General features: G+C 71.9%; 25 protein-coding genes. 13 read left to right on the top strand and 12 right to left on the bottom strand.

Annotation, left to right across the window (positions count from 1 at the left end):
- Together RBJ77_RS47040 and ssd are read right to left on the bottom strand one after the other, a co-directional pair.
- Positions 1 to 1,133: TadA family conjugal transfer-associated ATPase (locus RBJ77_RS47040; RefSeq protein WP_372350582.1), on the bottom strand; the 1,133-nt coding region annotated here is incomplete at its 3' end.
- On the bottom strand, positions 1,130 to 2,299 hold the full coding sequence (ssd, locus tag RBJ77_RS47035) for a septum site-determining protein Ssd (protein ID WP_372350581.1): 1,170 nt from the start codon (positions 2,297 to 2,299) through the stop codon (positions 1,130 to 1,132). The genes RBJ77_RS47040 and ssd, both read right to left, overlap by 4 nt.
- Positions 2,300 to 2,864: 565 nt before the next feature.
- Between ssd and RBJ77_RS47030 the strand changes: the two genes are divergently transcribed.
- Positions 2,865 to 3,728, top strand: a complete 864-nt coding sequence (locus RBJ77_RS47030) for an HAD family hydrolase (protein ID WP_372350580.1) — start codon at positions 2,865 to 2,867, stop codon at positions 3,726 to 3,728.
- A 345-nt stretch (positions 3,729 to 4,073) separates the two neighbouring features.
- On the opposite strand, the gene RBJ77_RS47025 is transcribed toward RBJ77_RS47030, so the two are convergent.
- On the bottom strand, positions 4,074 to 4,898 hold the full coding sequence (locus RBJ77_RS47025) for a Fic family protein (RefSeq protein ID WP_255980530.1): 825 nt from the start codon (positions 4,896 to 4,898) through the stop codon (positions 4,074 to 4,076).
- Positions 4,899 to 4,999: 101 nt separating this feature from the next.
- Between RBJ77_RS47025 and RBJ77_RS47020 the strand changes: the two genes are divergently transcribed.
- Positions 5,000 to 5,980: an ATP-binding protein gene (locus tag RBJ77_RS47020; RefSeq protein WP_372350579.1), complete on the top strand. Its 981-nt coding sequence runs from the start codon at positions 5,000 to 5,002 to the stop codon at positions 5,978 to 5,980.
- Between the two features lie 6 nt (positions 5,981 to 5,986).
- On the opposite strand, the gene RBJ77_RS47015 is transcribed toward RBJ77_RS47020, so the two are convergent.
- Positions 5,987 to 7,285, bottom strand: coding sequence for a hypothetical protein (locus RBJ77_RS47015; protein WP_372350578.1), 1,299 nt, complete (start codon positions 7,283 to 7,285; stop codon positions 5,987 to 5,989).
- Between the two features lie 349 nt (positions 7,286 to 7,634).
- Between RBJ77_RS47015 and RBJ77_RS47010 the strand changes: the two genes are divergently transcribed.
- From RBJ77_RS47010 to RBJ77_RS46985, 6 genes are all read left to right on the top strand, one after another.
- Positions 7,635 to 9,995 (top strand): bifunctional SulP family inorganic anion transporter/carbonic anhydrase, encoded by a 2,361-nt coding sequence (locus RBJ77_RS47010; RefSeq protein ID WP_372350577.1) that lies wholly within the window; start codon positions 7,635 to 7,637, stop codon positions 9,993 to 9,995.
- Between the two features lie 135 nt (positions 9,996 to 10,130).
- On the top strand, positions 10,131 to 12,140 hold the full coding sequence (acs, locus tag RBJ77_RS47005) for an acetate--CoA ligase (RefSeq protein WP_372350576.1): 2,010 nt from the start codon (positions 10,131 to 10,133) through the stop codon (positions 12,138 to 12,140).
- 216 nt (positions 12,141 to 12,356) lie between these two features.
- Entirely contained in the window at positions 12,357 to 13,757 is a 1,401-nt protein-coding gene (gene nhaA / locus RBJ77_RS47000) for a Na+/H+ antiporter NhaA (protein ID WP_372350575.1), read from the top strand.
- A gap of 80 nt (positions 13,758 to 13,837) precedes the next feature.
- Positions 13,838 to 14,326: a phage holin family protein gene (locus tag RBJ77_RS46995; RefSeq protein ID WP_372350574.1), complete on the top strand. Its 489-nt coding sequence runs from the start codon at positions 13,838 to 13,840 to the stop codon at positions 14,324 to 14,326.
- Positions 14,323 to 15,264, top strand: a complete 942-nt coding sequence (locus RBJ77_RS46990) for an alpha/beta fold hydrolase (RefSeq protein WP_372350573.1) — start codon at positions 14,323 to 14,325, stop codon at positions 15,262 to 15,264. Before RBJ77_RS46995 ends, RBJ77_RS46990 begins: the two co-directional genes overlap by 4 nt.
- A 149-nt stretch (positions 15,265 to 15,413) precedes the next feature.
- Positions 15,414 to 15,599 carry a hypothetical protein gene (locus RBJ77_RS46985; protein WP_255980546.1) on the top strand — a complete coding sequence of 62 codons (186 nt, stop codon included), beginning with the start codon at positions 15,414 to 15,416 and terminating at the stop codon, positions 15,597 to 15,599.
- Between the two features lie 21 nt (positions 15,600 to 15,620).
- On the opposite strand, the gene RBJ77_RS46980 is transcribed toward RBJ77_RS46985, so the two are convergent.
- From RBJ77_RS46980 to nth, 3 genes are all read right to left on the bottom strand, one after another.
- On the bottom strand, positions 15,621 to 16,820 hold the full coding sequence (locus RBJ77_RS46980; protein ID WP_372350572.1) for a MarP family serine protease: 1,200 nt from the start codon (positions 16,818 to 16,820) through the stop codon (positions 15,621 to 15,623).
- Between the two features lie 88 nt (positions 16,821 to 16,908).
- Positions 16,909 to 17,682 carry a CoA pyrophosphatase gene (locus RBJ77_RS46975; RefSeq protein WP_372350571.1) on the bottom strand — a complete coding sequence of 258 codons (774 nt, stop codon included), beginning with the start codon at positions 17,680 to 17,682 and terminating at the stop codon, positions 16,909 to 16,911.
- A 61-nt stretch (positions 17,683 to 17,743) separates the two neighbouring features.
- Positions 17,744 to 18,679, bottom strand: a complete 936-nt coding sequence (nth, locus tag RBJ77_RS46970) for an endonuclease III (protein WP_372350585.1) — start codon at positions 18,677 to 18,679, stop codon at positions 17,744 to 17,746.
- 346 nt (positions 18,680 to 19,025) lie between these two features.
- On the opposite strand from nth, the gene RBJ77_RS46965 reads away from it, so the two are divergent.
- The 3 genes from RBJ77_RS46965 to RBJ77_RS46955 all read left to right on the top strand — a co-directional run bounded on the left by RBJ77_RS46965 (position 19,026) and on the right by RBJ77_RS46955 (position 21,585).
- Positions 19,026 to 19,700, top strand: coding sequence for a Crp/Fnr family transcriptional regulator (locus tag RBJ77_RS46965; protein ID WP_016642758.1), 675 nt, complete (start codon positions 19,026 to 19,028; stop codon positions 19,698 to 19,700).
- Between the two features lie 133 nt (positions 19,701 to 19,833).
- The gene (locus tag RBJ77_RS46960) at positions 19,834 to 20,640 is read left to right on the top strand and encodes a nucleotidyltransferase domain-containing protein (protein WP_372350570.1); all 807 of its coding nucleotides are present in this window, start codon (positions 19,834 to 19,836) and stop codon (positions 20,638 to 20,640) included.
- A 24-nt stretch (positions 20,641 to 20,664) separates the two neighbouring features.
- Positions 20,665 to 21,585 (top strand): sigma-70 family RNA polymerase sigma factor, encoded by a 921-nt coding sequence (locus RBJ77_RS46955; RefSeq protein WP_372350569.1) that lies wholly within the window; start codon positions 20,665 to 20,667, stop codon positions 21,583 to 21,585.
- On the opposite strand, the gene RBJ77_RS46950 is transcribed toward RBJ77_RS46955, so the two are convergent.
- From RBJ77_RS46950 to RBJ77_RS46935, 4 genes are all read right to left on the bottom strand, one after another.
- Positions 21,582 to 22,412, bottom strand: a complete 831-nt coding sequence (locus RBJ77_RS46950) for an MBL fold metallo-hydrolase (protein WP_372350568.1) — start codon at positions 22,410 to 22,412, stop codon at positions 21,582 to 21,584. The two genes, RBJ77_RS46955 and RBJ77_RS46950, sit on opposite strands and share 4 nt — an antisense overlap.
- Complete coding sequence (locus RBJ77_RS46945) at positions 22,409 to 23,284, bottom strand: NUDIX hydrolase (protein ID WP_372350567.1); 876 nt, start codon at positions 23,282 to 23,284, stop codon at positions 22,409 to 22,411. The genes RBJ77_RS46950 and RBJ77_RS46945 overlap by 4 nt, the downstream gene beginning before the upstream one ends.
- 82 nt (positions 23,285 to 23,366) lie before the next feature.
- Positions 23,367 to 23,840: a RidA family protein gene (locus tag RBJ77_RS46940; RefSeq protein ID WP_372350566.1), complete on the bottom strand. Its 474-nt coding sequence runs from the start codon at positions 23,838 to 23,840 to the stop codon at positions 23,367 to 23,369.
- Positions 23,837 to 24,001, bottom strand: a complete 165-nt coding sequence (locus RBJ77_RS46935) for a DUF4177 domain-containing protein (RefSeq protein ID WP_073494871.1) — start codon at positions 23,999 to 24,001, stop codon at positions 23,837 to 23,839. Before RBJ77_RS46935 ends, RBJ77_RS46940 begins: the two co-directional genes overlap by 4 nt.
- A gap of 85 nt (positions 24,002 to 24,086) precedes the next feature.
- On the opposite strand from RBJ77_RS46935, the gene RBJ77_RS46930 reads away from it, so the two are divergent.
- Together RBJ77_RS46930 and RBJ77_RS46925 are read left to right on the top strand one after the other, a co-directional pair.
- Positions 24,087 to 25,046, top strand: coding sequence for an ArsA family ATPase (locus tag RBJ77_RS46930; RefSeq protein WP_372350565.1), 960 nt, complete (start codon positions 24,087 to 24,089; stop codon positions 25,044 to 25,046).
- Between the two features lie 44 nt (positions 25,047 to 25,090).
- Positions 25,091 to 26,341 carry an ArsA family ATPase gene (locus tag RBJ77_RS46925; protein ID WP_372350564.1) on the top strand — a complete coding sequence of 417 codons (1,251 nt, stop codon included), beginning with the start codon at positions 25,091 to 25,093 and terminating at the stop codon, positions 26,339 to 26,341.
- A 33-nt stretch (positions 26,342 to 26,374) separates the two neighbouring features.
- Here RBJ77_RS46925 and RBJ77_RS46920 read toward each other — a convergent pair whose 3' ends face one another.
- Positions 26,375 to 26,719, bottom strand: coding sequence for a WhiB family transcriptional regulator (locus RBJ77_RS46920; protein WP_255975015.1), 345 nt, complete (start codon positions 26,717 to 26,719; stop codon positions 26,375 to 26,377).
- Positions 26,720 to 26,891 lie beyond the last annotated feature (172 nt).

Raw genomic sequence — 26,891 nt, 5'->3', positions numbered from 1 at the left:
TCCAGCGCGGAGACCGCTCGCACCCACCCCTCCGCGTCCCGCTCCAGGACGTGCACCTGCGCGACGCGGCGCCGCCCGCTCCGGTCCCGTACGAGATGCAGCACCACCGACACCGCGGCCGCCAACTGGCTGTGCAGCGCCGCACGGTCGAGTCCGGCCGCCGTCCCCAACGCCTCCAGCCGGACCGGGACGTCGCTCGCCGCGTTGGCGTGCACCGTGCCGCAGCCGCCTTCGTGCCCGGTGTTCAGCGCGGCCAGGAGGGCGACCACCTCGGCGCCGCGCACCTCGCCGACCACGAGCCGGTCGGGCCGCATCCGCAGCGCCTGACGCACCAGGTCGTCCAGGGCGACGGCGCCGGCCCCCTCCTGGTTCGCGGGTCGCGCCTCCAGCCGCACCACGTGCGGGTGCTCCGGCCGCAACTCGGCCGAGTCCTCGGCCAGGACGATCCGCTCCCGCGGCCCGACGAGCCCGAGCAGCGCACTCAGCAGCGTCGTCTTGCCGCTGCCCGTGCCGCCGCTGATCAGGAACGAGAGCCGCGCGTCGAGCAGTGCCCGCAGCACCCGGTCCCCGCCCGGCGGCACCGTCCCCGCGGCCACCAGTTCCTCCAGGGTGAAGGCCCGGGGACGGACGACCCGCAGGGACAGGCACGTGCAGCCCACCGCGATCGGTGGCAGCACCGCGTGCAGCCGTGTCCCGTCGGGCAGCCGCGCGTCCACCCAGGGCCGGGCGTCGTCCAGGCGCCGCCCCACCACGGCCGCGAGGCGCTGCGCCAACCGCCGTACCGCGGCGGCGCTTTCGAAGGACACGTCGGCCGGTTCGAGGCCGCCGCCCCGGTCGACCCACACCCGGTCGGGCGCGGACACCAGGACGTCCGTCACCGAGGGGTCGGCGAGCAGCGGCTCCAGCGGGCCCGCGCCCACCAGTTCGGACCGCAACCGGCCGGACACGCCCAGGACTTCCGCGTCGCCCAGGATCCGGCCCTGGGCCCTGAGCGCCTCGGCGACCCGCGCGGGTGTCGCCTCCGCCCCGTTCTCCGCGAGCCACTGCCGGACGCCGTCCAGCATCCGCGCGCCGACCACCGCACCCGCGACGCCTCCCGCCGCCGGGGCCACCGGCCCCCTCACCGCACTCATACGCCCCCTCCCTCAGCTGCCGGCATCCGCTCCCAGAACCCGGCGCAGAACTTCCCCAACGGCCCACCCAGCCGAGGTCCGGGCCCGACCCCCGACCTCGGCTTCGATCCCGAACCGGAAGCCGAACCCGGCCCCGCACCGGATCCAGCACCCGCACCCGCACCGAAGGCCCGCCCCGCCGACACCCCGCTGTCCAGCGGCAGTTCACCGGCGAGCGGCAGCCCCATCAGGCGGGCCACCTCGTCCGCGTCGAGCTCTGCCGAACCGCGCACGGGCGCCGTCACCACCCGCAGGTCCCGCACGACCATCCCCACCGCGCCGGCCACCCGCCGGGCCGCCGCGACGGCGCGCAGCTCCGGTGGCACCAGGAGCAGCGCCAGGTCGAGCTGGGCCAGTGCCTCGACCGAACCGGCGTCGACCCGGCGCGGCAGGTCCACCACGACGGCGCCGCCCCTGCGCCGCCCCGCGGCGAGCACCGCCCGTACGGCTTCGGGCGGCACCGTGGCCAGGTCACCGCGGTCCCAGCTGAGCAGCCTGAGGTCGTGCAGACGCGGCAGCGACTCCTCCAGGGCGGTGCTCCCGACCCGCCCCCGTGACTGGGCGAAGGCCGGCCAGCGCAGTCCGTCCGCCGCTTCGGCGCCGAGCAGCACGTCCAGGCCGCCGCCGAGCGGGTCCGCGTCGACCAGGAGGGTGCGCCGCCCGGCCCGCGCGGACGCCACCGCCAGGGCGCAGGCCAGCGTGGAGGCCCCGGCACCGCCCCGGCCGCCGATGACTCCGACGGTCAGCGCGGGCCGCCCCACGCCCTCGACGACATCGGCGATCCGGTCCATCAGCCACTGCTCGCCGTCCGGGAGCATCAGCACGTGGTCGGCGCCGATCTCGACGGCCCGCTTCCACACCCCGGAATCGTCCTGATCACGGCCGACGAGGACGACGCCCCGCCGCCGTGGCACCCCGCGCAGCCGTCCCGCGGCATCGTCCCCGACCAGCACGAGGGGAGCCGCCTCCCAGCCCCCTCTGCCCTCCGGCGCCCCGTGCCCGACCTCGGGCCGCACGCCCGCCGCCGCGCACAGCCGCAGCAGGTCGTCCAGCAGTCCCACGTCCTCCGTCACGATCAGCGGTGCGCGCCGCACGCCCCGCGCGTCACACGCCATGGCTCCCGTCACGATCCGTCCCCCTCTCGACCCGCTCGCCCGCGGCGCGGGCGATCCGACGCACCGCGAAGTCGCCGGCGCCGAAGCGCCGAATACCGGCCGCGCCTTCGCGTGTCGGCCAAAACGAACCGGCCATGAACGCCGGTCCGGACTTCGCGTGCGGAATCACCGTGCAGCGATCCCGGAAATCGTGTGGATCTTGGTCAATAACTGTGGACGCGAGAAGGGTTGTGAATATCCCCGTGCCCCATACCGGTGAGCCCTGGGGACAGGGCCCGAACCTCCGCAGAGCAGCCCTTCGGTCACGCACCGTGACGGATCGGCGACGGGCGGGCAGCGGCCCGCGGACCCGGAATCAGGGGCGAAGAGGCAACAAAAAAGGACCCGAAAACGGGTCCGGACATGCGACGACCCCCGCCGGGGGGGAGAGCGGGGGTCGTCCCCACGGTCCGACTCGGGGGGGGAGGAGCCAGACCGGGTTAGCACGGTCGCGAACGATCCGTGACTTCCATGGTGTACCCGAGAGCCTTCTCAGGCAAACCCACGCGCCCCAGCTTACGCCGAATGGTGGGCGCCTATGCTCGGGCTCGTGGAAAACCACTCCTTGACCCACTCCATGGCTCACTCGATGCCGCGCACAGCGGCGTTCTTTGACCTGGACAAGACGGTCATCGCAAAGTCGAGCACGCTCACGTTCAGCAAGTCGTTCTACCAAGGCGGGCTGATCAACCGCAGGGCCGTGCTGCGCACCGCCTACGCGCAGTTCGTCTTCCTGGCCGGCGGCGCCGATCACGACCAGATGGAGCGGATGCGCCAGTACCTCTCGGCGCTGTGCCGCGGCTGGAACGTGCAGCAGGTGAAGGAGATCGTCGCCGAGACGCTGCACGACCTGATCGACCCGATCATCTACGACGAGGCGGCGTCCCTCATCGAGGAGCACCACACCGCGGGCCGGGACGTCGTCATCGTCTCGACCTCGGGCGCGGAGGTCGTCGAGCCGATCGGTGAGCTCCTGGGCGCGGACCGGGTGGTCGCCACGCGCATGGTCGTCGGGGACGACGGCTGCTTCACGGGCGAGGTGGAGTACTACGCGTACGGGCCGACCAAGGCGGAGGCCGTCAAGGAGCTGGCGCTGTCCGAGGGGTACGACCTCGCGCGCTGCTACGCGTACAGCGACTCGGCGACGGACCTGCCGATGCTGAGCGCCGTCGGACATCCGTACGCGGTCAATCCGGACCGGGCGCTGCGCCGCGAGGCGCTCGCGCGCGAGTGGCCGATTCTGGACTTCCACAAGCCGGTCAGGCTCAAGCAGCGGCTGCCGAACCTCTCCTCGCCGTCCCGCCCGGCCCTGGTCGCGGCGGCCGCGGTCGGTGCGGCGGCGGCCACGGCCGGCCTGGTCTGGTACGCCAGCCGGCGCCGGGCCCTCACCGCCTCCCGCTGACTCCCCCCACACGGGCGCCCGTTTCACCCGTGTTTGAACCTAAAAGTAAAGAAGTGCAGCCAGGGCTTCCGCTTCCCTCAGGGGAGGAGTACAAAGGAGTCAACGGCCCGCGAGACCAAGGACATCCGAGAGGATCACCTTCAAACGCAACCAAGGCCCCACGGACCGAAGCATGAACACCAGGCACCCACGCGACGTCGACCCGTCGATTACGGGCCAGCCGCACCAGGTGACGGGCGAAGCTCCCGACCTGATGGGCAACTTTTCGAGGACGCTTGGTAACCCGGTGGACATGCCAGCGGCGGTACGAGAACTCGTACCGCCGCAACCCTGTTCGGGGTCCTTTCAGGCAGCGCCGCGCTGCAGCGCCTCGCACACCGCGGTCGACTCCCTGACGCCCAGCTCGACAGCCTTGCCGCAGTGGGCGATCCAGGCGGCCATCCCCTCCGGCGTACCGGAGACGTAGCCCTCGAGCGCCGCCGCGTACGCCGCGCGCCCCTGCTCCGCGTGGCCCACCTCGGCGGGGCAGATCGACTTCGGGTCGAGGCCGCTGCCCACCAGGACGATGCGCTCGGCGGCGCGCGCGACCAGCCCGTTGTGCGAGCCGAACGGGCGCAGTGCGAGCAGTTCGCCGTGCACGACGGCGGCGCTCACGAGGGCGGGCGCCTTGCTCCCCGCGATGATCAGCTGCGCGAGCCCGTCGAGCCGGCCCGCGACCTCGTCCGCGTCCGGCACCGGCAGCTCCACGAGCGGCTCGTCGACCGGCTCGCCCGCCTTGCGCGGCCGGCCCACCGTGTCGTCCTGGGCGGCGGCCGCCACCAGGTGCAGCCGCGCGAGCACCCGAAGGGGCGACTGCCGCCAGATGGACAGGAGTTGACCCGCCTCCGCGGTCAGCCGCAGGGCCGCGCCGACCGTGCGGGCCTCCGCGTCGCCGTCGCCGCCGCTGAAGTCGCTGCGCCTGCGCACCTCTTCGAGCGCCCAGTCGGCACCCGAGAGCGCCGCGCTGCCGCGCGCGCCGCGCAGGGCGGCCTCGGAGGTGACCTCGGTGCTGCGGCGCCGCATGACCCGGTGCCCGTAGACGCGGTCCACGGCCTTGCGCACGGAGTCCACGGAGTCGGCCACGCCCGGCAGGGTCCCCAGGGTGGCGAGGGGATCGGCTGTCGTACTCATGAGTACGACATTACGGGCCGTGGGGCGCCGCCCCACGAAGGAGTGGTCTTCTTCACGTCGACGGGGCACGGAAGGTGACCTCACCACTACCCTTAGTGAACATGAAGATCGCTTTCGTAGGGAAGGGCGGCAGCGGGAAGACCACGCTGTCCTCCCTGTTCATCCGCCATCTCGCCACCACCGGCTCCCCGGTCGTCGCCGTGGACGCGGACATCAACCAGCACCTGGGCGCCGCGCTCGGGCTCGACGACGAGGTCGCCGCCGAACTGCCCGCCATGGGCGCCCGGCTGCCGCTCATCAAGGACTATCTGCGCGGCTCGAACCCGCGGATCGCCTCGGCCGACACGATGATCAAGACGACTCCCCCCGGGGAGGGCTCGCGGCTGCTGCGGGTGCGCGAGAACAATCCGGTGTACGACGCCTGCGCCCGCAGTGTGGAACTCGACGGCGACGCCGTGCGTTTGATGGTCACCGGGCCGTTCACCGAAGCCGACCTCGGTGTCGCCTGCTACCACTCCAAGACGGGAGCGGTGGAGCTGTGTCTGAACCATCTGGTCGACGGCCGCGACGAGTACGTGGTGGTCGACATGACAGCGGGCTCCGACTCCTTCGCGTCCGGCATGTTCACCCGCTTCGACGTGACGTTCCTCGTCGCCGAGCCGACGCGCAAGGGGATCTCGGTCTATCGCCAGTACAAGGAGTACGCACAGGACTTTGACATCAGCCTGAAGGTCGTGGGGAACAAGGTGCAGGGCGAGGACGACCTCGACTTCCTCCGCTCCGAGGTCGGGGACGACCTGCTCACGACCGTCGGGCACTCCGACTGGGTGCGCGCGATGGAGAAGGGGCGCCCGCCGCGCTTCGACCTCCTCGAAGAGGCCAACAGGGCGTCCCTGCAAGCACTCCAGGCCGCCGCCGACGCCACGTACACGGCCCGCGACTGGGAGCGCTACACGCGCCAGATGGTCCACTTCCACCTGCGGAACGCACAGAGCTGGGGGAACGAGAAGACCGGGGCCGACCTGGCTTCCCAGGTCGACCCCGACTTCATCCTGCGCGAGAGCGTCGCCGCAACGGCCTGACGCGGGCTACGACTTGGTGGCCGGTGCGCCCGGCACCCCCTTGGGGGCCGGGGCCGGCTCGCCGGTCAGGAAGGACGCCCAGCCCTGCCCGGGCGCCTTGCCGACGCCGAGCGTGGTCAGCTTGTGCAGCATCTTGGGGTCCTGCGCGTCGAGCCAGTCGGCGAGCTGCCGGAAGGAGACGCAGCGGACCTCGGGCTTGTTGCAGACCGTGTGGACGGTCTCCTCGATGGCCCGCATGTAGGTGCCGCCGTTCCACGACTCGAAGTGGTTGCCGATGATCAGCGGCGCGCGGTTGCCCTGGTAGGCGCGGTCGAAGCCCTGGAGCAGGCCGTCGCGCATCTGGTCGCCCCAGTACGCGTGCTTGTCCGGGTCGCCCTGTGACGTGGTGCCCGACTGGTTGACCATGAAGTTGTAGTCCATGGTCAGCGTCTCGAAGGCGCGGCCCGGGACCGGCACGAGCTGCATGGACAGGTCCCACAGGCCGTTCTTCTTCTTGGGCCAGATCTGGTCGTTGACCCCACTGGTGTCATAGCGGAAGCCCAGGTCGTGGGCCGCGCGCATGAAGTTCTTCTGGCCTTCGAGGCAGGGGGTGCGGGCGCCGATGAGCTCCTTGTCGTAGTCGAAGGGCAGCGGCGCCGCGTTCTTCAGGCCCGTGTTGGTCTTCCACGCCTTCACGAACGACTTGGCCTGCTGGATCTCGCTCTTCCACTCGGCGACCGACCACTGGCCGACGCCCCCGCCGCTGCCGCAGAAGTGGCCGTTGAAGTGGGTGCCGATCTCGTTGCCCTCGAGCCAGGCGCCGCGCAGCTGGTCGACGGTGTCCTTGATTCCGCGGGCGTCGTTGAAGCCGATGTCCGAGCGGCCCGGCGAGTGCTGCGGCGGGTGGTACTGGCTCGCCTTGCTCTCCGGGAGCATGTACACGCCGCTGAGGAAGTACGTCATCGTCGCGTTGTTCCTCTTGGCGACCTTGCGGAAGTGGGAGAACAGCTTCTGGCTGTCCTCGCCCGCGCCGTCCCAGGAGAACACCACGAACTGCGGCGGCTTCTGCCCCGGTCTGAGGCGCTCGGCTCTCGGCAGGTGCGGCTGCCGGCCGGTGTACGCGGTCGAGCCGTCGCCGATCAGCCGGACCACGCTGCCGGGGGCGGCCGGTGCCGCCTTCTTCGGGCCGGGGGCGCCCTGCGGGGGTGTCGATCCGGAGTCGCCGCCGGCGCAGCCGGCGAGGACCGCGGAGCAGGCCGCGGCGGCGATGACGCCCGCGACGAGCCGCCGGGTGGCGTGGCTGGCGGACCTGGGGGTGGCGGCCATCTTCCGCCCACCTTCTTCCTGGGTGTCGGCTTACCGGACGATGAATGCGAGGAATGCCCGCTATGCGCGAGCGGCGGCGCCCAACGTCGCACGCGGTCCGCGCGGAATTTGTCCGACAAGCCGACCAGGATTCCTATTCACTCCCAGGGGTGAATCATTGCCCCATTTGCCCCGATAATCCGTCCAGAGACTTTACTCTGCATTACGATCCATTTACCGAACGTTACCGAGCGTTGATCTTCATCCCGCCGCTGCACGCCGTGAACCACGGCCGCGATCGACCCCACCCACCACCCAGGGGTCCTCCCACATTCCGCGACCGCGCTGCACCCCGGAGGAGACGGGAACCATGTCAGCCTGCGTACCCACCCGCGCCAGTGACTCCGACCGGTCGGACGAGCCCACAGCGGCCGTCCGCAACGCCCACAGTCCGCCACCGGCGCCCCGCCGCCGCTTCCGCATCGCGGGCGCCGACCTGTCCGCGTCCGTCGCGGTCTTCCTGATCGCCCTGCCCCTGTCCCTCGGCATCGCCCTGGCGACCGGCGCGCCCCTGGAGTCCGGGCTCGTCGCCGCGGCCGTCGGCGGACTCGTCGCCGGTTTCCTGGGCGGCTCCCCGCTCCAGGTCAGCGGCCCCGCCGCCGGCCTCACCGTGGTCACCGCCGAGCTGATCCAGCGCTACGGCTGGCGCACCACCTGCGCGATCACCGTGATGGCGGGGATCGCCCAACTCGGCCTCGGCTGCCTGCGGGTGGCCCGCACGGCACTCGCCGTCAGCCCCGCCGTCGTGCACGGCATGCTCGCCGGCATCGGCGTCACCATCGCCGTCGCCCAGCTGCACATCGTGCTGGGCGGCACCCCCGAGAGCTCGGTGCTCGACAACCTCCGGGCGCTGCCCGCCCAAGTGGCGAACATCCACCCGGCCGCCTTCGCCATGAGCGCCCTCACCCTCGCTGTACTCTTCGCCTGGCCCCGCATCCCCGGGCGCGTGGGCCGCGGCACCCGCAAGGTCCCGGCCGCCCTCGTCGCCGTGACCGCCTCGACCGCCACCGCCGCGCTGCTCGGCCTGAGCCTGCCCGAGGTCGATCTGCCGTCCTGGAGCAGCCACGCCCTCGCCGGGCTGCCCGACGGACCGGTGCTCGGGATCGCCGCGGCCGTCCTGACCACCACCCTGGTGTGCAGCGTGCAGTCGCTCCTCGGAGCCGTCGCCGCCGACAAGCTGGCCACGGGGCGGCCCGACCTGCCGCCCGAGATGCGCCGCTCGAACCTGGACAGGGAACTGCTGTCGCAGGGCGCGTCGAACATCGTCTCCGGATCGCTCGGCGGGCTGCCCGTCGCCGGCGTCGCGGTACGCACCACGGCGAACATCAACGCGGGCGCGGCGAGCGGGAACTCCTCGATGCTGCACGGCGTTTGGGTGGTAGCGGCCACCCTGCTCCTGGTCCCCGTCCTGGAGCTCATCCCGCTCGCCTCGCTCGGCGCCCTGGTGATGGCGGTCGGCATCCAGATGGTGTCGCTGAACCACATCCGCACGGTGACCCGCCACCGCGAGGTGCTGGTGTACATCGTGACCACCCTCGGCGTCGTCCTGTTCGGCGTGCTCCAAGGGGTCGGGCTCGGTGTCGCGGTCGCCGTCGGCGTCGCCCTGCACCGCCTCGCGCGCACCCGCATCACGCACGAGACGGATGCGCGCGGCGTCCATCACGTGCGGGTGCGCGGCCAGTTGACGTTCCTCGCCGTGCCCCGGCTCAGCCGCGCCCTGCACCAGGTACCCCAAGGGGAGGACTGCGTCGTGGAGCTGGACGGGTCGTTCATGGACCACGGCGCGTTCGAGGCGCTGCAGGACTGGCAGAAGTCGCACGCCGCGCAGGGCGGCCAGGTCGAGGTGACCGGGCGCGGCGGGGCACGGATCGCCGAGCCGGCGAGCGCGAGCCACTCGTGCTGCCGCCCGTGGACCCCGTGGCGCAACCACCACTGTGACGACCGGCCGCAGGCGCCCGCGCCCGAGAGCGCCGAGCCGGTGGCACAGCGGCGCGGCAGCCATCAACTGGCCAGCGGGATCAGCGCGTTCCAGCGGAACACGGCGCCGCTGGTGCGCGGCGAGCTGGCCCGCCTGGCCCGCGAGGGTCAGCAGCCCACCCAGCTCTTCCTCACCTGCGCCGACTCCCGGCTCGTCACCTCGATGATCACGTCGAGCGGCCCCGGCGACCTCTTCGTCGTACGGAACGTGGGCAATCTCGTGCCGCTGCCCGGCGCCGAGAGCGGGGACGACTCGGTCGCCGCCGCCATCGAGTACGCCGTCGACGTGCTGAAGGTGCAGTCGATCACCGTGTGCGGGCACTCCGGGTGCGGGGCCATGCAGGCCCTGCTCAGCAGTCCGCCGACCGGCGCCGGGGCGCTCACCCCGCTCAAGCGGTGGCTGCGGCACGGGCTGCCGAGCCTGGAGCGGATGGGCGACAAGGGGCTGCCGTGGGCCCGGCTCGCGGGCCGGGCGCCGGCCGACGCGGTCGAGCAGCTCTGTCTGACCAATGTGGTCCAGCAGCTGGACCACCTGCGCGCCCACGAGTCGGTCGCCAGGGCACTGGAGCAGGGCGCGCTGGAGCTGCACGGGATGTACTTCCACGTCGGTGAGGCCCAGGCGTATCTGCTCGACGACTGCGATCCGGTGTTCGGGCAGGTCGCGGCCGCCACCCACGAGGACACGCGGGCCTGAACCGACCCTCCTCCGCATCCGTGCCAAGAATGAGAGCGTGTGGCTCCCGGCTCGCCGGGAGCCACACGCATGAGAACCGGCACACAGGTCTAAACCAATTGTCGGGCACCCCTTGTCACCAGGGGTCGAGGTCTGATGAGCTGTGGCCTGGGACACAACGGACACCCTGGGAATGGGAGAAGCGTCGTGAGCAACGAAAGCCTGGCCAACCTTCTTAAGGAGGAGCGACGCTTCGCGCCGCCCGCTGACCTGGCCGCGAACGCCAACGTCACGGCCGAGGCGTACGAGCAGGCCAAGGCTGACCGGCTCGGTTTCTGGGCCGAGCAGGCCCGCCGCCTCACCTGGGCGACCGAGCCGACCGAGATCCTGGACTGGTCGAACCCGCCGTTCGCCAAGTGGTTCGCCGACGGCAAGCTGAACGTCGCGTACAACTGCGTCGACCGGCACGTCGAGGCGGGCAACGGCGACCGCGTCGCCATCCACTTCGAGGGCGAGCCGGGCGACAGCCGCGCCATCACCTACGCCGAGCTGAAGGACGAGGTCAGCCGGGCCGCGAACGCGCTGACCGAGCTGGGCGTCCAGGCCGGCGACCGGGTCGCCGTCTACCTGCCGATGATCCCCGAGGCCGTCATCTCGATGCTGGCCTGCGCCCGCATCGGCGCCGCGCACTCCGTGGTCTTCGGCGGCTTCTCGGCCGACGCCATCGCCACCCGCATCCAGGACGCGGACGCCAAGGTCGTCATCACGGCCGACGGCGGCTACCGCCGCGGCAAGCCGTCCGCGCTGAAGCCGGCCGTCGACGACGCGCTCACCCGCGTGGACGGCGTCGCCAAGGTGCTCGTCGTCCAGCGCACCGAGCAGGACGTCGCCTGGACCGAGGGCCGCGACCTGTGGTGGCACGAGGTCGTCGGCCGCCAGTCCGCCGACCACACGCCGCAGGCCTTCGACGCCGAGCAGCCGCTCTTCATCCTCTACACGTCGGGCACGACGGGTAAGCCGAAGGGCATCCTGCACACGTCCGGCGGCTACCTGACGCAGGCCAGCTACACGCACCACGCCGTCTTCGACCTCAAGCCGGAGACCGACGTCTACTGGTGCACGGCCGACATCGGCTGGGTCACGGGCCACTCGTACATCACGTACGGGCCGCTCTCGAACGGTGCGACGCAGGTCATCTACGAGGGCACCCCGGACACCCCGCACCAGGGCCGGTTCTGGGAGATCGTGCAGAAGTACGGCGTCTCGATCCTCTACACGGCGCCGACCGCGATCCGCACGTTCATGAAGTGGGGCGACGACATCCCCGCGAAGTTCGACCTGAGCAGCCTGCGCGTGCTGGGGTCCGTGGGCGAGCCGATCAACCCCGAGGCGTGGGTCTGGTACCGGAAGAACATCGGCGCCGACACCTGCCCCGTCGTGGACACCTGGTGGCAGACCGAGACCGGCGCGATCATGATCTCGCCGCTGCCGGGCGTCACCGAGACCAAGCCGGGCTCCGCCCAGCGCGCGCTCCCGGGCATCTCCGCGACCGTCGTCGACGACGAGGCGAACGAGGTGCCGAACGGCGGCGGTGGCTACCTGGTGCTCACCGAGCCGTGGCCGTCGATGCTGCGCACCATCTGGGGCGACGACCAGCGGTTCATCGACACGTACTGGTCCCGCTTCGAGGGCAAGTACTTCGCCGGTGACGGTGCCAAGAAGGACGAGGACGGCGACATCTGGCTGCTCGGCCGGGTCGACGACGTGATGCTCGTCTCCGGGCACAACATCTCGACCACCGAGGTCGAGTCGGCGCTCGTCTCCCACCCGGCCGTCGCCGAGGCCGCCGTGGTCGGCGCGGCCGACGAGACGACCGGCCAGGCGATCGTCGCCTTCGTGATCCTGCGCGGCAGCGCGAACGCGGAGGACGCGTCGCTCGTCGCCGACCTGCGCAACCACGTGGGTGCCACCCTCGGCCCGATCGCCAAGCCGAAGCGGATCCTGCCGGTCGCCGAGCTGCCCAAGACGCGGTCCGGCAAGATCATGCGCCGGCTGCTGCGCGACGTCGCGGAGAACCGGGCGGTGGGCGACGTCACCACGCTCGCCGACTCCTCCGTGATGGACCTGATCCAGGCGGAGCTCCCTGCGGCGTCCAGCGAGGACTGATCCGGCCACCTGACACGGCCTCCGCACACCTGTGACGGGCACTCGGCGAACGCGCCGGGTGCCCGTTTCGTGCGTATCGTGAAGATCACCAGGTACGCCGTGCGTACACCCGGTAGGGTGAAGGGCGCGTCAAGGACGCGACAGGAAGTCCACAGGGTGTGCCGGGAAGTCTGGTCGGCGGTGTCTACAGCCGTATCTGACCGGAGGTCGCACGACGTGAGCGCGCCGAAGAAGAACGACCGCAAGGTGCTCGGCAGGCTGTCCCTGCCCGAGCGCAACTTCGTGGCCGACGCCCTGCGCACCGAGACGGTCGGCGGCGTACTGCTCCTGGTGGCCGCCGTCGCCGCGCTCGTCTGGGCGAACATCCCCGCCCTGCGGCACAGCTACGAGGCCGTCAGCGACTTCCACCTCGGACCCGCCGCGCTCGGTCTCGACCTCTCGGTCGCGCACTGGGCCGCCGACGGACTCCTCGCGATCTTCTTCTTCGTCGCCGGCATCGAGCTCAAGCGCGAACTCGTCGCCGGTGACCTGCGCGACCCCAAGGCCGCCGCCCTGCCGGTGGTCGCCGCGCTCTGCGGCATGGCCGTGCCCGCGATCGTCTACGTCGTGGTGAACACGGCCGGCGGCGGGTCGATGGACGGCTGGGCCGTGCCGACCGCCACCGACATCGCGTTCGCGCTCGCCGTGCTCGCCGTCATCGGTACATCGCTGCCGGGCGCCCTGCGCGCCTTCCTGCTCACCCTCGCCGTCGTCGACGACCTCTTCGCGATCATGATCATCGCGATCTTCTTCACCAGCGAGCTCAACTTCGCGGCGCTCGGCGGCTCCGTCGTCGGCCTCGCCGTCTTCTGGCTGCTGCTCAGGAAGGGCGTGCGCGGCTGGTACGTCTACGTGCCGCTCGCCGTCACCATCTGGGCGCTGATGTACAACTCCGGCATCCACGCCACCATCGCCGGTGTCGCCATGGGCCTGATGCTGCGCTGCACCCGGCACGAGGGCGAGGAGCACTCCCCGGGCGAGCACATCGAGCACCTGGTCCGGCCGCTCTCCGCGGGGCTCGCGGTACCGCTGTTCGCCCTGTTCAGCGCCGGTGTGGTCGTGTCGGGCGGCGCGCTGGGAGACGTGTTCACCCGGCCGGAGACGCTCGGTGTCGTGCTCGGCCTCGTCGTCGGCAAGGCGGTCGGCATCTTCGGCGGCACCTGGCTGACGGCCCGGTTCACCAAGGCGTCGCTCTCCGACGAGCTGGCCTGGCCGGACGTCTTCGCGGTCGCCTCCCTCGCCGGCATCGGCTTCACCGTCTCCCTCCTCATCGACGAACTCGCCTTCAGCGACGACCCCGTGCTGACCGCCGAGGTCAAGGCGGCCATCCTGATCGGCTCGCTGATCGCGGCCGTGCTCAGCGGCGTCCTGCTGAAGGTGCGCAACGCCAAGTACCGCGCCCTGTGGGAGCACGAGGAGCGCGACGAGGACGCCGACGGCATCCCCGACGTCTACGAGCAGGACAAGCCGGACTACCACCTCCGGATGGCCGAGATCTACGAGAAGAAGGCCGCGGAGCACCGCAGGCTTGCCGAAGTGGCGGCCGGGGCAAGCGACGAGGACGAGCGTCCGGCATGATCTGACACCAGGACAGGACGTGCGGACTCGTACGGACTGCTCCTTCAGATGGCCCTCCACAGGAGAACAGGGAGAAAGCGATGAGCGCACCCGACGGCAGCCCGGTCGGCGCCGAACGCAGCATCGGCCAGCTGTTCGCCTCGGCGACGACCGAGATGTCCGCGCTGGTGCACGACGAGATCGCCCTCGCGAAGGCGCAGCTCAAGCAGGACGTGAAGAAGGGGGCGGTGAGCGGCGGCGCGTTCTCGGCGGCGCTGATGGTGCTGGTGTTCTCGCTGCCGATGCTGAGCTTCGCGCTCGCCTACGGCATCCGGACCTGGTCGCACTGGAACATGGCGATCTGCTTCCTGCTCTCCTTCGCCGCGAACGTGCTGGTCGCCGCGGTCCTCGCGCTGATCGGCACCGTCTTCGCCAAGAAGGCCAAGAAGGGCAAGGGCCCGCAGAAGGTCGCCGCCTCGGTCAAGGAGTCGGCGGGCGTACTGCAGAACGCCAAGCCGCACCCCCGTCAGGTGACGCCGGGCGACCGTGTCCCCGAGGCCATCGAGGCTGTGGCACGCTCGTCTTCATGACGGACCCCGCCACCCCTTCGGCTCAACCGCCCTCCTCGGTCGTACGACTTGATGGTCCCTGGACCCATCGGGACGTCGCGGCCAACGGCGCGCGCTTCCACATCGCCGAGATGGGGGACGGCCCGCTGGTCCTCCTCCTGCACGGCTTCCCGCAGTTCTGGTGGTCGTGGCGGCACCAGCTCGTCGCGCTCGCCGACGCCGGGTTCCGGGCCGTCGCGATGGACCTGCGCGGCGTGGGCGGCAGCGACCGTACGCCACGGGGTTACGACCCGGCGAACCTCGCGCTCGACATCACGGGCGTCGTCCGCTCCCTCGGCGAGCCGGACGCCGCGCTCGTCGGGCACGACCTCGGCGGCTACCTCGCGTGGACCGCGGCGGTGATGCGGCCCAAGCTGGTGCGGCGGCTCGCGGTGTCGTCGATGCCGCATCCGCGGCGCTGGCGCTCGGCGATGCTCGCGGACTACCGGCAGACGCGCTCGGGTTCGTTCGTCTGGGGCTTCCAGCGGCCGTGGCTGCCGGAGCGTCAACTGGTGGCGAACGACGGCGCGTTGGTGGGCGACCTGGTCCGCGACTGGTCGGGCCCGCGCCAGCCCGACGACAAGACCGTCCAGACGTACCAGCAGGCTATGTGCATCCCGTCGACCGCACACTGCTCGATCGAGCCGTACCGCTGGATGGTGCGGTCGCTCGCGCGGCCGGACGGAATCCAGTTCAACCGGCGGATGAAGCGCCCGGTCCGGGTGCCGACGCTGCACCTGCACGGCTCGCTCGACCCCGTGATGCGCACCCGCAGCGCGGCCGGCTCCGGCGAGTACGTCGAAGCGCCGTACCGCTGGCGCCTGTTCGACGGCCTCGGACACTTCCCGCATGAGGAGGACCCGGTCGCCTTCTCCACCGAACTGGTCAACTGGCTGAAGGATCCCGAGCCCGATCGGTGAGCATCCGTGAGCTCTCGGTGAGCTTCGGGTGAGTGACCGGTATGCGGGCGGGAACGTCTGTCCTACGAACAGCCAAATGCCTGGCGCATACGCCAATTGGGGGCCGTGGGGGCGGTTACCGACCATGAGGCACGGGCACACGTCGGTGTATGGGCTGGACGCACGACTACAGTGACGCAGCACGCAATCGCCGCCCAGCGATGACGCTGGGCTCTCCCCAGAGGGGGGCGCCGCAGGAGCACGTGGCGCACGATCCCCGGCTGGGCATTCCGCGCATCCTGCGCCGTCGGGCCCGGTGGGTCTCGGCGCGGCTGCGCCACACAAGTCGCGGCTGAGACTCCGCCCCGCCCCAGGCCCTAGAGCGCGCAGGCGTCCGTGTCCACCTGCTGGACCGCCGAGCGGCCCTGGGTGATGTCGGTGCGGATCTCGTCCCCGGTCAGTGCGTACCCCGTGTCCGCGTTGTCCAGGGACTTGGCGAAGACGACGCCGTAGACCCTGCCGTCGGGGGTGAGCAGCGGTCCGCCGGAGTTGCCCTGACGGACCGTCGCGTACAGCGAGTACACGTCGCGCTGGACCGTGCCGCGGTGGTAGATGTCCGGGCCCGACGCGTCGATCCGGCCGCGCACGCGCGCGGGGCGGACGTCGTACGCGCCGTTCTCCGGGAAGCCCGCGACGATCGCGTCGCCGGCACGCTCCGCGTCGGTCTGCGTGAACTGGAGCGGGGGCGCCTTCAGCGCGGGCACGTCCAGGACCGCGATGTCGCGCTTCCAGTCGTAGAGCACGACCTTCGCGTCGTACTTGATGCCCTCGCCGCCTATCTGGACGGTGGGCTCGTCGACGCCGCCGACCACGTGCGCGTTCGTCATCACGCGGCGGTCGGAGAAGACGAAGCCGGTGCCCTCCAGAACCTTGCCGCAACTGGGCGCCTGGCCCACGACCTTGACGATGGACCGCTTGGCGTTCGACGCGACCCGGCTGTTCGCCAGGGCCGGGTCGGGCGGCCGGACCTCGGTGATCGGCTCGTTCGCGAACGGGCTGAAGACCTGCGGGAACCCGTTCTGCGCGAGGGTGGAGGAGAAGTCGGCGAACCAGGTGTCCGCCTGCGCGGGCAGCGCCCTGGAGACCCCGAGCAGCACCTTGGAGCTGCGGACCTCCTTGCCGAGCGTGGGCAGCGTGGTGCCGGCGAGGGCGGAACCTATCAGCCAGGCGACCAGCAGCATCGCCGCCACGTTCACCAGCGCGCCGCCGGTCGCGTCGAGCGCGCGGGCCGGGGACCAGGTGATGTATCTGCGGAGCTTGTTCCCCAGGTGGGTGGTGAAGGCCTGGCCGACCGAGGCGCAGACGATCACCACGACCACGGCCACGACCGCGGCGGTCGTGGTGACCTCCGCGTCGTCGGTGGCCGCGCCCCAGATGACGGGCAGCGCGTAGACCGCGACGAGGCCGCCGCCGAGGAAACCGATCACCGACAGGATGCCGACGACGAAACCCTGGCGGTAACCGACGATCGCGAACCACACGGCAGCGGCGAGCAGCAGGATGTCCAGCACGTTCACCGATTCAAGCCTCGCCTAACGTCTCGCTTCGCCACTTCCGGCCGGGGCCCGGGGGTGCCCGGGGCGACACGGCACGGGGGCCAGCCTGTCATGACCGCCAGTCGAGCGGCACCGTGTTCTCCCTGTCCCAGGGGCGCTCCCAGCCCGCGTAGTGCAGGATCCGGTCGATCACGCCGGCCGTGAAACCCCAGACCAGCGCGGATTCCACGAGGAACGCCGGGCCCTTGTGACCGCTCGGGTGGACCGTCGTCGCCCGGTTCGCCGGGTCCGTGAGATCGGCCACGGGGACCGTGAAGACCCGGGCCGTCTCCGCGGGGTCGACGGCGGCGACGGGGCTCGGCACCCGCCACCATCCCAGTACGGGCGTGACGACGAATCCGCTCACCGGGATGTACAGCTTCGGCAGCACGCCGAAGAGCTGGACGCCGCGCGGATCGAGGCCGGTCTCCTCCCAGGCCTCCCGCAGGGCGGCTCTCAGCGGGCCGTCGGCGCGCGGGTCGCCGTCCTCCGGGTCGAGGGCGCCGCCGGGGAACGACGGCTGGCCCGCGTGCGATCTGAGCGAGCCGGAGCGCTCCATCAGCAGCAGCTCGGGGCCGCGCTCGCCCTCGCCGAACAGGATGAGGACGGCGGACTGCCGGCCCGCTCCGTCCTTCGGCGGCAGGAAGCGGCTGAGCTGGTCCCCGCTGACGGTCTCGGCGGCACGGGCCACCGGGGCCAGCCACTGCGGCAGGCCCTCCGTGCGCAGCGAGACGTCCGCGTCCGCGGCTCCGCCGCCTCCCGGCCCGCCGGACCCGCTCGGCCCGCCGGTCCCGCTCGGCCCGCCGGACCCGCTCGTTCCGCCGATCTCGCTCACGTGCTTCATCGCCGCCCCCGTCCCTGTCGTGATGGGCCCAACGCCCGACCGCCCCCCGTTCGTTCCCCCGTCACCCGATCGTGCCGCCCAGCGGCGGGGCCGGGATGCCGCCCGCGTCCAGGTACGACTGCGGGGGCCTGAGGCGCTGGCCGGGGAAGCCGCCCTTCTCGTACTTGAGCAGCTTCTTCGCCTTCTCCGGGTCCGTCTCGCCCTCCCCGTACGCCGGGCAGAGCGGGGCGATCGGGCAGGCGCCGCAGGCCGGCTTGCGGGCGTGGCAGATGCGGCGGCCGTGGAAGATCACGTTGTGGCTGAGCTGCGTCCAGTCGCTCTTCGGGAAGAGCGCGCCGACGGCCTTCTCCACCTTGTCCGGGTCGGTCTCCTCGGTCCACTTCCAGCGGCGGACGAGCCGGCCGAAGTGGGTGTCGACGGTGATGCCGGGACGTCCGAACGCGTTCCCCAACACCACGAAGGCCGTCTTGCGGCCCACGCCCGGCAGCTTGACCAGGTCTTCGAGGCGGCCCGGCACCTCGCCGCCGAAGTCCTCGCTCAGCGCCTTCGCGAGGCCCATGATCGACCGCGTCTTGGCGCGGAAGAAGCCGGTCGGCCTGATCAGCTCCTCGACCTCCTCCGGGTTGGCCGCGGCCAGGTCCTCCGGGGTCGGGTACTTGGCGAACAGGCCCGGGGTCGTCTGATTGACCCTCAGGTCCGTCGTCTGGGCGGACATCACCGTGGCCACGAGCAGCTGGAAGGGGTTCTCGAAGTCCAGCTCCGGGTGCGCGTACGGATACGCCTCCGCGAGCTCCCGGTTGATCTTCCGGGCCCGCCGGACGAGCGCCGTGTGACTCTCGGGCTTGGCGGAGGCGGCTTTCCTGGCCGGGGCCTTCTTGACCGGAGCCTTCTCGACCGACGCCTTCTCGACCGGAGCCTTCTCGGTCGACGCCTTCTTGGCCGGAGCCTTCTTGGCCGGCGCCACCCGCTCGGCGGCGGACTTCTTCGCGGCAGGCATGGACCGGGCCGCCTTTCCCTCGACGGACACGGGGCTGCCCCGCAGGTGTTCGCCCACAGCGGAATCGTGGTCGGCCGACACCGCCCCGACCCCCTTCGCCTGCGCTACCACCGGCTTTTTGGACACCCGTCCAGCCTAGAGCCAGGCACTGACATCCGCCCCGGAGCCACTGGATCGGCCCCCGATTGGCCCCCTCCCCCTCGGGTTGTGACGCAGGTGCGGCAGACTTGTGCCTGAGTGACTGATCACACTGTTTGGACCGTCCGGCAAAATGGGGAGCGGGAAATACCCTCCCGGGTCGATTTCGATCGATCCCCACAGTGCAGGCGACATAGGAGAGAAACTCGTGGACGACGTTCTGCGGCGCGCCCCGCTCTTCGCGGCGCTCGATGACGAGCAGGCCGCGGAGCTCCGCGCCTCCATGAGTGAGGTGACCCTCGCGCGCGGCGATGCCCTGTTCCACGAGGGGGACCCCGGGGACCGCCTCTACGTGGTCACCGAGGGCAAGGTGAAGCTCCACCGCACCTCCCCCGACGGCCGGGAGAACATGCTGGCCGTGCTCGGCCCCGGCGAGCTCATCGGAGAGCTGTCGCTCTTCGACCCGGGCCCCCGCACGGCGACCGCCAGCGCGCTGACCGAGGTGAAGCTGCTCGGCCTCGGCCACGGCGACCTCCAGCCCTGGCTGAACGCACGCCCGGAGGTGGCCGCCGCCCTGCTGCGCGCCGTCGCCCGCCGGCTGCGCAAGACGAACGACCAGATGTCCGACCTGGTCTTCTCCGACGTGCCGGGCCGTGTCGCCCGCGCGCTGCTCGACCTGTCGCGCCGCTTCGGCGTGCAGTCCGAGGAGGGCATCCACGTCGTGCACGACCTGACGCAGGAAGAGCTGGCCCAGCTGGTCGGCGCCTCCCGCGAGACGGTCAACAAGGCGCTCGCGGACTTCGCGGGCCGCGGCTGGCTCCGCCTGGAGGCCCGCGCCGTGATCCTGCTGGACGTGGAGCGCCTCGCGAAGCGCTCCCGCTGAGGGTCAGCCCAGACGCACACAGCCGCACACAGCCGCACACCGACGGGTCCCGCCACCACGCGTGGCGGGACCCGTCGGCGTCGACGCGCGGAAATGCCGTGCCCTGCGCGGCACTTCCCTGCACAGTTGCCCCATGGCCAACCTGACCCGCGGGCTCGACGCCCAGGGATACATCGCGCGCGAGGGCTCCCTCGCCCGGATCGGCGAACCGTTCCGTCCCGTCGTGGCCGCCGCCCGCGACCGGCTGCTCGACGTCTTCGGGGCACGCATGACGGGCGCCTACCTCTACGGGTCCGTGCCGCGCGGCACCGCCCGCCCCGGCCGCTCCGACCTCGATCTGCTGCTGGCCCTGCGCGCCGAGCCCACCGAGGCCGACCGGGCCGACGCCCGGATGCTCGACGAGTCGCTGGACAAGGAGTTCGCGCAGGTCGACGGCGTGGGCACGCTGCTGTACAGCAGGGAGCGGGTGCTCAGCGCGCTGGAGACGTACGACCTGGGCTGGTTCGTCGCCTGTCTGTGCACGCCCCTGCTCGCCGAGGACCTCGCCGAGTACCTGCCGCGCTACCGGCCCACGTCCCTGCTGGCCCGGGAGACGAACGGGGACCTCGCCCTGTTCCTGCCGCGCTGGCGCGAGCAGATCGCCGCGGCCGCCCCCGACGACCTGCGCGGCCTCCAGCGCCGCACCGCCCGGCACCTCGTCAGGACCGGCTTCACCCTCGTCATGCCGCGCTGGAACGGATGGACCAGCGATCTTGTCGAGATGGCCGAGGTGTTCGGGGAGTACTACCCGCGGTGGGCGGGGCGGATGCGGGCCACGGCCGCCGCCGCGCAGGACCCCACCGGCGACCTCGACGCACTGCACACGTACACCGAGGAGATCGGGCCGTGGCTCGCGGCGGAGTACGCGCGCGTGCACGGCATCAAGAATCCGCGGCCCTGAGGGCCCGAGGGGGAGGACCCACCCGTGTCACAGTCACCATCGCCGTCCGCTTCGCCGTCGACGGCCGACCTGGCGGTCCGTTTCGAGGCGGAGCGCGGACGGCTGCGGTCCGTCGCGTACCGCATGCTCGGATCACTGAGCGAGGCGGAGGACGCGGTCCAGGAGGGGTGGCTGCGGCTGCAGCGCGCCGACAGCGACGACGTGCGGAACCTGGGCGGCTGGCTGACCACCGTCGTCGGCCGGATCTGCCTGGACATGCTGCGCACCCGCACGGCGCGCCGTGAGGACCCCCTCGATCCCGGCACCGGCGAGATCCACGTCCCCGACCCGGTGATCCGCCCCGCCGACGCCGGCGACCCGGTCACGGAGGCCGAGCTGGCGGACTCGGTGGGCCTGGCGCTGCTCGTCGTCCTGGACACGCTGGCACCGGCGGAGCGGCTGGCGTTCGTGCTGCACGACATGTTCACGGTGCCGTTCGAGGAGCTCGCGCCGATCGTGGAGCGCACCCCGGCGGCGACCCGGCAGCTGGCGAGCCGGGCGCGGCGCCGGGTGCAGGGCGCCACCGTGCCGCAGGACACCGATCTCGCCCGGCAGCGCGTCGTCGTCGACGCCTGGCTGGCCGCCTCGCGGGCCGGTGACTTCGAGGCGCTGCTCGAACTCCTCGACCCGGACGTCCTGTTGCGGGTCGACGCGGGGCCCGGCGCGGCGACCAAGCTGGTCCGCGGCGCCCTGGAGGTCGCCGGTCAGGCCGCGTTCTACGGCAGGATGGCGCCGGCCTCGTACGCGGCGCTCGTGGGCGACGCGCTGGGCATCGTGGCGGCGCCGGAGGGCCGCGTCACCTCGATCCTCGGCTTCACGTTCCGCGACGGCAAGGTCGTCGGCGTCGACATCATCGCCGACCCGGAGCGCCTCGCCGCCACGCCCCTCGGCTGGCCCCGCCCCTAGATCAGCCCGTGTTCGCGCAGGTAGTCGAGCTGGGCCAGGACGGACAGCTCGGCCGCCGGCCACAGGGACCTGTCCACGTCGGCGTACACGTGCGCGACGACGTCGGACGACGTCAGGTGGCCGTCCTCGACGGCGGTCTCGACCTGGGCGAGCCGGTGGGCGCGGTGCGCGAGGTAGAACTCGACGGCGCCCTGGGCGTCCTCCAGGACCGGGCCGTGGCCGGGCAGCACCGTGTGCACCCCGTCGTCGACCGTCAGGGAGCGCAGCCGACGCAGCGAGTCGAGGTAGTCGCCGAGGCGGCCGTCGGGGTGCGCGACCATCGTCGTGCCCCGGCCGAGGATCGTGTCGCCGGTCAGCACGGCCCCGTCGGCGGGCAGGTGGAAGCAGAGCGAGTCCGAGGTGTGGCCGGGCGTGGGCACGACCCGCAGTTCGAGCCCGCCGGTCGTGACGACGTCGCCCGCCGCGAGCCCCTCGTCGCCGAGCCGCAGCGCCGGGTCGAGCGCCCGCACCTTCGTCCCGGTCAGCTCCGCGAACCGGCCCGCGCCCTCGGCGTGGTCGGGATGGCCGTGGGTGAGGAGGATCAGCCCGATCCGGCGGCCCGCGGCCTCCGCGACGCCGATCACGTTCTTCAGGTGGTCGTCGTCCAGCGGCCCCGGGTCGATGACGACGGCCAGCTCGCTGTCCGGCTCGGCGAGGATCCAGGTGTTCGTGCCGTCGAGGGTCATCGCGGACGCGTTGGGCGCGAGCACGTTGACGGCGCGGGCGGTGGCGGGGCCGGAGAGCACCCCGCCGCGGGGCTGCCCCGGCAGGGCGGCTGCTTCGGTCATCGTCCGGCTCCCCCGGCGGTCGGAATGTGCTTGGTGAACTCGTCGTGTCCCGGCCAGGACAGCACCAACTCGCCGTCCGCCAGGTGCGCCTGCGCCAGTACGGGGGTCAGATCGCGCCGGGTGGAGCCGTCGAGGGCGTCCCGTACCCGGGAGTGCTCGGCCAGCGTGCGCAGCGTCGCGACGGTGGGCGGCATCATCGTCAACTCGCCCCGGTCGTACGCCGCCACGGCCCGCTCGGGCCTGATCCACACGGTGCGGTCCGCCTCGGAGGAGTCGTCGCTGGTGCGCTGGCCCGCCGGGAGGGCGGCCGCGAAGAACCAGGTGTCGTAGCGGCGCGGCTCGAACTCGGGGGTGATCCAGCGCGCCCACGCGGCCAGCAGGTCGGAGCGGAGCACCAGGCCGCGGGCCTCCAGGAACTCGGCGAAGGACAGGTCCCGGTCGATCAGTGCCTGCCGGTCGGCCTGCCACCGCTCGCCCGTGGTGTCGTCGACGACGGTGTCCGGGGTCGGCCCGGCGAGCAGCACGCCCGCCTCCTCGAACGTCTCGCGCACGGCGGCGCAGACGATCGCCTGGGCGTCCTTCTCGGGGACGCCGAGCCGCTCGGCCCACTCCTGCCGCGCCGGCCCGGCCCAGCGGACCTGCCGGTCGTCGTCGCGCGGGTCGACGCCGCCGCCCGGGTAGGCGTAGGCCCCGGCGGCGAAGGCCATCGAGGCGCGTCTGCGGAGCATGTGCACTTCCGTGCCGTCCGGGGACGCGTCCCTGAGCAGCATCACCGTGGCCGCGCGGCGGGGCGTCGCGGGGGTGAGCGTGCCGGCGGCGAGGGCGCGGATGCGGTCCGGCCACTCCGGCGGGTACCACTGGCCGTTGGACATGGCCGGAGGCTATCTCGTGTCACCCGGATGTTCGAGAGGCCGCCCGAATCGAAGATCGGACGGCCTCACGGACGGCGGTGGCTCAGGCCTCGGGGGTGAGCTCCACCTGGAACTCGACCTCGACCGGCGCGTCCAGCGGCAGCACCGCGACGCCGACGGCGCTGCGGGCGTGCACGCCCTTGTCGCCGAGCACCTCGCCGAGCAGCTCGCTGGCGCCGTTGATGACACCGGGCTGCCCGGTGAAGTCGGTGGCGGAGGCCACGAAGCCGACGACCTTCACGACGCGCGCGATGCGGTCCAGGTCACCGGCGACGGACTTCACGGCGGCCAGCGCGTTCAGGGCGCAGGTGCGGGCCAGGTCCTTGGCCTCCTCGGCCGTGACCTCGTCGCCGACCTTGCCCGTCAGCGGCAGCTTGCCGTCGACCATCGGGAGCTGCCCCGCCGTGTACACGTACACGCCGGACCGCACGGCCGGCTGGTACGCGGCGACCGGCGGGACGACGGGCGGCAGCGTCAGCCCGAGCTCCGCGAGCCGCGCCTCGACCTGCCCGCTCATGCCTGCTTCTCGCGCTTCAGGTACGCCACCAGCTGCTCGGGGTTGTTCGGCCCCGGCACGACCTGGACGAGCTCCCAGCCGTCCTCGCCCCAGGTGTCCAGGATCTGCTTCGTCGCGTGCACCAGGAGCGGCACCGTCGCGTATTCCCACTTCTTAGCCATGGGGCCGACTGTAGCGGCCTGATCGACCTGCGGCGTTCCGGAGGCTCCTGCGTGATCCGGGCACGTACTGGTTAGGCTCGAATACGTGAGCAGGCTCCAGGTCGTCAGCGGCAAGGGCGGTACCGGAAAGACCACGGTCGCCGCCGCACTCGCGCTCGCCCTCGCGACGGAGGGCAGGCGCACGCTCCTTGTGGAGGTGGAGGGCAGACAGGGCATCGCACAGCTCTTTGAGACCGAGGCACTTCCCTACGAGGAGCGGAAGATCGCCGTCGCGCCGGGCGGGGGTGAGGTGTACGCGCTGGCCATCGACCCCGAGCTGGCGCTGCTCGACTACCTCCAGATGTTCTACAAGCTGGGCGGCGCGGGCCGCGCCCTGAAGAAGCTGGGCGCGATCGACTTCGCCACCACGGTCGCACCGGGCCTGCGGGACGTGCTGCTGACCGGCAAGGCGTGCGAGGCGGTCCGGCGCAAGGACAAGCAGGGGCGGTACGCGTACGACCACGTCGTGATGGACGCGCCGCCGACCGGGCGGATCACCCGGTTCCTGAACGTGAACGACGAGGTCGCCGGACTGGCCAAGATCGGCCCGATACACAATCAGGCACAGGCCGTCATGCGGGTCCTCAAGTCCCGTGAGACCGCCGTGCACCTGGTGACCCTCCTGGAGGAGATGCCGGTGCAGGAGACCCTCGACGGGGTCGCCGAACTGCGCGCCGCGAACCTCCCGGTGGGAAGGATCATGGTGAACATGGTGCGGCCCGCGCTTCTCGGGGAACCCGCCCTGGCCCTGACCCGGGACACCGGGATCCGTCCGGCCGTCGTCGAGGCGCTGACCGCGGCGGGCATCGGCAGCGCGAAGCGGCTCGCCGGGCCGCTGCTCACCCAGGCCGGGGAGTACGCGGAGCGGTACGCCCTGGAGCGCGCCCAGCGCGAGCAGCTCGCCGCGGCGGGCCTCCCGCTGCACGAACTGCCGCTGCTCACCGAGGGGCTGGACCTCTCCGGGCTGTACACGCTCGCCGAGGAGCTGCGGCGGCAAGGGATTTAGGGACCGCTCCAGGACAGGACGCCATTCATGACAGGACGCCATTCATGACGCTGGATCCGCAGGCCCCGCTCGACGTCGATCCGCTGCTCGACGACCCTGCCACCCGCATCGTGGTCTGCTGCGGCAGCGGCGGCGTCGGCAAGACGACGACCGCGGCCGCCCTCGGCCTGCGCGCGGCCGAGCGCGGCCGCAAGGTCGTCGTCCTCACCATCGACCCGGCGCGCCGGCTCGCCCAGTCCATGGGCATCGACTCGCTGGACAACACCCCGCGCCGGGTCAAGGACATCGATGACGCCGCGGGCGGCGAGCTGCACGCGATGATGCTCGACATGAAGCGCACCTTCGACGAGATCGTCGAGGCGCACGCGGACGAGGAGCGCGCGAAGGCGATCCTCTCCAACCCCTTCTACCAGTCGCTCTCGGCGGGCTTCGCGGGCACGCAGGAGTACATGGCGATGGAGAAGCTGGGCCAGCTCCGCTCGCGCGACGAGTGGGACCTGATCGTCGTGGACACCCCGCCGTCCCGCTCCGCGCTCGACTTCCTGGACGCGCCGACCCGGCTCGGCTCGTTCCTGGACGGGAAGCTGATCCGGCTCCTGATGGCGCCGGCGAAGGTCGGCGGGCGCGCGGGCATGAAGTTCCTGAACGTCGGGATGTCGATGATGACCGGCACGCTCGGCAAGCTGCTCGGCGGTCAACTCCTGCGCGACGTCCAGACGTTCGTGGCCGCGATGGACACCACGTTCGGCGGTTTCCGGACCCGCGCAGACGCCACGTACAAGCTGCTGCAGGCGCCCGGCACCGCGTTCCTCGTGGTCGCCGCGCCCGAGCGGGACGCGCTGCGCGAGGCCGCGTACTTCGTGGAGCGGCTGGCGGCGGAGCGGATGCCGCTGGCCGGTCTCGTGCTGAACCGGGTGCACGGCAGCGGTGCGGGACGGCTGTCCGCCGAGCGCGCCCTGGCGGCCGCGGAAAATCTTGACGAGCGCCGCATTGTGGATCAGACGGGCGGGAAGGAAGAGGTTCGTACCGCTCCCGCGCCAGGCTCCCCCGCCGTAGCGGAGGCCCCTTCGGACCCCACCACCGAGCAACTGACCGCGGGACTGCTGCGGTTGCACGCCGAGCGCATGCAGGTGGTCGCCCGCGAACAGCGCACGCGTGACCGCTTCACCGCTCTCCACCCCGAGGTCGCCGTGACGGAGGTCGCGGCCCTGCCGGGCGACGTGCACGACCTGGCAGGTCTCAGGGACATCGGACATCGGCTCGCGGCCGGTGGCAATCCGGCCGGAGCATCGTGAGCCGTACGTACGTCGGCTGGTGACGCGCGCCGTCTACCCGACGGCCGCGTACCTCTCGTACGTCTCGTCGTCCTCGAGCTCGACGGGCAGCAGCCCCGTGTCGCGCTCGTACTCCGTCCGCGCCGTCTCAAGCAGACGGCGCCATGAGGTGACGGTCGGACGCCTGCGCAGCAGTGCGCGACGCTCCCGCTCCGTCATGCCACCCCACACGCCGAACTCGACGCGATTGTCGAGCGCGTCCGCCAGGCACTCGGTCCGCACGGGACATCCCGTGCACACCGCCTTCGCCCGGTTCTGCGCTGCTCCTTGAACGAACAGTTCATCCGGATCGGTAGTGCGGCAGGCCGCCTGCGCACTCCAGTCGACTACCCAGCCCATACCGGCGCCGTCCTCTCCCGAATCGAGGCTCCCCCACGGCGGCAGCGGCATATTCACCGCCGCCAGTTGAGGACGTTACGGAAGGTGGGCACAGCGCAACACCCCCTTCGGGCCCAATCTTGAATGGCCCGAACGGACTATGCGTAAGCGGCAGATCACCCGACGGAGTGAC

The sequence above is a fragment of the Streptomyces sp. KL116D genome, assembly GCF_030766975.1.
Classification (GTDB): Bacteria; Actinomycetota; Actinomycetes; order Streptomycetales; family Streptomycetaceae; genus Streptomyces; species Streptomyces longispororuber_A.
Note: the sequence above shows the minus strand (reverse complement) of the source record. Positions and strands in the feature narration are given on the sequence as shown.

Excerpts from the sequence above, each read along its gene's own strand:
- RBJ77_RS47015 (WP_372350578.1), bottom strand. The coding sequence starts at position 7,285 with ATGGCCGCCACCCCCAGGTCCGCCAGCCACGCCACCCGGCGGCTCGTC.
- RBJ77_RS46935 (WP_073494871.1), bottom strand. The coding sequence starts at position 24,001 with ATGGCTAAGAAGTGGGAATACGCGACGGTGCCGCTCCTGGTGCACGCG.
- RBJ77_RS46940 (WP_372350566.1), bottom strand. The coding sequence starts at position 23,840 with ATGAGCGGGCAGGTCGAGGCGCGGCTCGCGGAGCTCGGGCTGACGCTG.
- RBJ77_RS46995 (WP_372350574.1), top strand. The coding sequence starts at position 13,838 with ATGAGCGCACCCGACGGCAGCCCGGTCGGCGCCGAACGCAGCATCGGC.
- RBJ77_RS47010 (WP_372350577.1), top strand. The coding sequence starts at position 7,635 with ATGTCAGCCTGCGTACCCACCCGCGCCAGTGACTCCGACCGGTCGGAC.
- RBJ77_RS46920 (WP_255975015.1), bottom strand. The coding sequence starts at position 26,719 with ATGGGCTGGGTAGTCGACTGGAGTGCGCAGGCGGCCTGCCGCACTACC.
- RBJ77_RS46975 (WP_372350571.1), bottom strand. The coding sequence starts at position 17,682 with ATGAAGCACGTGAGCGAGATCGGCGGAACGAGCGGGTCCGGCGGGCCG.
- nth (WP_372350585.1), bottom strand. The coding sequence starts at position 18,679 with ATGCCTGCCGCGAAGAAGTCCGCCGCCGAGCGGGTGGCGCCGGCCAAG.
- RBJ77_RS46945 (WP_372350567.1), bottom strand. The coding sequence starts at position 23,284 with ATGTCCAACGGCCAGTGGTACCCGCCGGAGTGGCCGGACCGCATCCGC.
- acs (WP_372350576.1), top strand. The coding sequence starts at position 10,131 with ATGAGCTGTGGCCTGGGACACAACGGACACCCTGGGAATGGGAGAAGC.
- RBJ77_RS46925 (WP_372350564.1), top strand. The coding sequence starts at position 25,091 with ATGACGCTGGATCCGCAGGCCCCGCTCGACGTCGATCCGCTGCTCGAC.
- RBJ77_RS46985 (WP_255980546.1), top strand. The coding sequence starts at position 15,414 with ATGGGCTGGACGCACGACTACAGTGACGCAGCACGCAATCGCCGCCCA.
- RBJ77_RS47020 (WP_372350579.1), top strand. The coding sequence starts at position 5,000 with ATGAAGATCGCTTTCGTAGGGAAGGGCGGCAGCGGGAAGACCACGCTG.
- RBJ77_RS47025 (WP_255980530.1), bottom strand. The coding sequence starts at position 4,898 with ATGAGTACGACAGCCGATCCCCTCGCCACCCTGGGGACCCTGCCGGGC.
- RBJ77_RS46960 (WP_372350570.1), top strand. The coding sequence starts at position 19,834 with ATGGCCAACCTGACCCGCGGGCTCGACGCCCAGGGATACATCGCGCGC.
- RBJ77_RS46990 (WP_372350573.1), top strand. The coding sequence starts at position 14,323 with ATGACGGACCCCGCCACCCCTTCGGCTCAACCGCCCTCCTCGGTCGTA.
- RBJ77_RS47030 (WP_372350580.1), top strand. The coding sequence starts at position 2,865 with ATGCTCGGGCTCGTGGAAAACCACTCCTTGACCCACTCCATGGCTCAC.
- RBJ77_RS46950 (WP_372350568.1), bottom strand. The coding sequence starts at position 22,412 with ATGACCGAAGCAGCCGCCCTGCCGGGGCAGCCCCGCGGCGGGGTGCTC.